A 2,810-nucleotide genomic window follows, 5' to 3' on the forward strand; every position below is an offset into this window, starting at 1 on the left:
TAGTTTGGGCTTGCTGATTTTATCATTGAGCGGGACGGCTCCCTTTTGGTATCAAGCTTATCCTTTTGTCTTTGGAACACGGATTCTCTTTGGTTTGGGTCTTGGGATGATCAATGCCAAGGCCATTTCTATTATTAGTGAACGCTATCAAGGAAAAACGCGAATTCAGATGTTAGGGCTACGCGGTTCTGCAGAGGTCGTTGGGGCTTCTCTCATTACCTTGGCAGTCGGCCAGTTGTTGGCCTTTGGTTGGACAGCTACCTTCCTAGCCTATAGTGCTGGATTTTTGGTGCTGACTCTTTATCTGCTCTTTGTCCCTTATGGAAAAGAAAAGAAAGAAGTCAAGAAAAAAGCGAAGGAAGCAAGTCGTTTAACTCGAGAAATGAAAGGCTTGATTTTTATCCTAGCTATTGAAGCAGCGGTTGTAGTTTGTACCAATACGGCTATTACTATTCGTATTCCAAGTTTGATGGTGGAAAGAGGACTTGGAGATGCCCAGTTATCTAGTTTTGTTCTTAGTGTCATGCAGTTGATCGGGATTGTGGCTGGTGTGAGTTTTTCTTTCTTGATTTCTATCTTTAAAGAGAAACTGCTCCTCTGGTCTGGTATTACCTTCGGTTTAGGGCAAATTGTGATTGCTCTGGCTCCATCCTTGTGGGTGGTAGTAGCAGGAAGCATTCTGGCTGGTTTTGCCTACAGTGTAGCCTTGACGACAGTTTTTCAACTTGTCTCTGAACGAATTCCAGCTAAACTCCTCAATCAAGCAACTTCATTTGCTGTATTAGGCTGTAGTTTTGGAGCCTTTACGACCCCATTTGTTCTAGGTGCAATTGGCTTGATGACTCACAATGGGATGCTGGTCTTTACAATTTTGGGAGGTTGGTTGATTGTAACCTCTATCTTTGTCATGTACCTACTTCAAAAGAGAACTTAGGATTGGTTTCCTAAGTTTTTCTTTTCGTGAATTTTGTACCCAGACAGTTGTAAATTTTCTAGCTTGTTACTGGACTAATTTCTTGATAAAATAGAAATTATGACGAGATATAAAGCAACTATTTCCTATGATGGTTACGCCTTTGCTGGTTTTCAGCGCCAGCCTCATGCGCGGAGCGTTCAGGAAGAAATTGAAAAAACCTTGACGAGACTCAATAAAGGGCAAGCCATTACTGTTCACGGTGCTGGTAGGACAGATAGTGGGGTTCATGCTTTGGGACAGGTGATTCATTTTGACTTGCCCTATCAAATGGATGAGGAAAAACTTCGCTTTGCCTTGGACACCCAGTCCCCTGAAGATATTGATGTGATTTCGATTGAGCTCGTGGCGGATGATTTTCATTGCCGTTATGCCAAGCATAGCAAGACCTATGAGTTTATCGTGGATAGGGGCAGTCCTAAAAATCCTATGCGCCGTCACTATGCTACTCACTTTCCCTATCCGCTTGATGTGGATCGGATGCAGGAGGCTGTCAAAAAGCTAGAGGGCACCCATGATTTCACAGGCTTTACAGCCTCTGGAACCAGTGTGGAGGATAAGGTTCGCACTATCACAGAAGCTGCTCTCAGGGTTGATGAGACAGGACAATTTTTGACCTTTACCTTTTCAGGAAATGGCTTCTTGTATAAGCAGATTCGCAATATGGTGGGGACACTGCTCAAAATCGGCAATAACCGCATACCAGTAGAGCAGATTGACCTCATCTTGGAGAAAAAGGACAGGCAGCTTGCAGGTCCCACTGCAGCACCAAATGGTTTGTATTTAAAGGAGATTCGATATGAAGAATAATCGCATTTTAGCACTTTCTGGAAATGATATTTTTAGTGGAGGTGGCCTGTCATCTGATTTGGCTACCTATACCTTGAACGGCTTGCATGGTTTTGTAGCAGTGACTTGTTTGACAGCCTTGACGGAAAAGGGCTTTGAAGTCTTTCCAACTGACGATACCATTTTTCAACATGAATTAGATAGCTTGCGTGATGTGGAGCTTGCAGGGATTAAGATTGGTCTTCTACCAACTGTCAGTGTGGCTGAGAAGGCATTGGACTTTATCAAGCAACGCCCAGGAGTGCCTGTGGTTCTGGATCCTGTATTGGTCTGCAAGGAAACGCATGACGTAGCAGTTAGTGAACTCTGCCAAGAGTTGATTCGCTTTTTCCCTCATGTCAGTGTGATTACGCCTAACCTCCCAGAAGCAGAATTATTAGCTGGTCAAGAAATTAAAAGCTTGGAAGACATGAAAACTGCAGCACAGAAATTGCATGACTTAGGAGCGCCAGCAGTCATTATCAAGGGAGGCAATCGCCTTAGTCAGGACAAGGCTGTAGATGTCTTTTATGACGGACAAACCTTTACAGTCCTAGAAAATCCTGTCATTCAAGGGCAAAATGCTGGTGCAGGTTGTACCTTTGCCTCTAGCATTGCCAGTCACCTAGTCAAAGGTGATGAACTTTTACCAGCAGTAGAAAGCTCTAAGGCTTTCGTTTATCGTGCTATTGCACAAGCAGATCAGTATGGAGTGAGACAATATGAAGCAAACCAAAACAACTAAAATCGCCCTTGTATCTCTATTAACCGCCCTCTCTGTGGTTCTAGGCTATTTCTTAAAAATTCCAACACCGACAGGCATTCTAACTCTTTTAGATGCGGGTGTCTTCTTTACGGCCTTCTATTTTGGTAGTCGTGAAGGGGCTGTAGTAGGAGGACTAGCAGGTTTCTTGATTGACCTCTTATCAGGCTATCCCCAGTGGATGTTCTTTAGCTTGGTCAACCATGGCTTGCAGGGATTTTTCGCAGGATTTAAAGGAAAAGCTCA

At 43.8% G+C, this 2,810-nt stretch carries 4 protein-coding genes; all 4 read left to right on the plus strand.

What is annotated here, in order from left to right:
* The coding region (locus SMIDD26_RS10505; protein ID WP_246747036.1) for an MFS transporter at window positions 1-934 on the plus strand (934 nt) is incomplete at its 5' end.
* A gap of 99 nt (window positions 935-1,033) precedes the next feature.
* Window positions 1,034-1,783, plus strand: coding sequence for a tRNA pseudouridine(38-40) synthase TruA (gene truA, locus SMIDD26_RS10510; protein WP_061440070.1), 750 nt, complete (start codon window positions 1,034-1,036; stop codon window positions 1,781-1,783).
* The gene (locus SMIDD26_RS10515) at window positions 1,773-2,546 is read left to right on the plus strand and encodes a bifunctional hydroxymethylpyrimidine kinase/phosphomethylpyrimidine kinase (protein WP_061440071.1); all 774 of its coding nucleotides are present in this window, start codon (window positions 1,773-1,775) and stop codon (window positions 2,544-2,546) included. Before truA ends, SMIDD26_RS10515 begins: the two co-directional genes overlap by 11 nt.
* A partial coding sequence (locus SMIDD26_RS10520; protein WP_134990303.1) for an ECF transporter S component occupies window positions 2,524-2,810 on the plus strand: 287 nt, incomplete at its 3' end. The genes SMIDD26_RS10515 and SMIDD26_RS10520, both read left to right, overlap by 23 nt.

Origin of the sequence: Streptococcus mitis, assembly GCF_001579035.1 — a bacterium.
Taxonomy (GTDB): domain Bacteria; phylum Bacillota; class Bacilli; order Lactobacillales; family Streptococcaceae; genus Streptococcus; species Streptococcus mitis_J.

What these genes read in the sequence shown, in the direction of transcription:
- truA (WP_061440070.1), top strand. Translation starts at nt 1,034, where the DNA reads ATGACGAGATATAAAGCAACTATTTCCTATGATGGTTACGCCTTTGCT.
- SMIDD26_RS10515 (WP_061440071.1), top strand. Translation starts at nt 1,773, where the DNA reads ATGAAGAATAATCGCATTTTAGCACTTTCTGGAAATGATATTTTTAGT.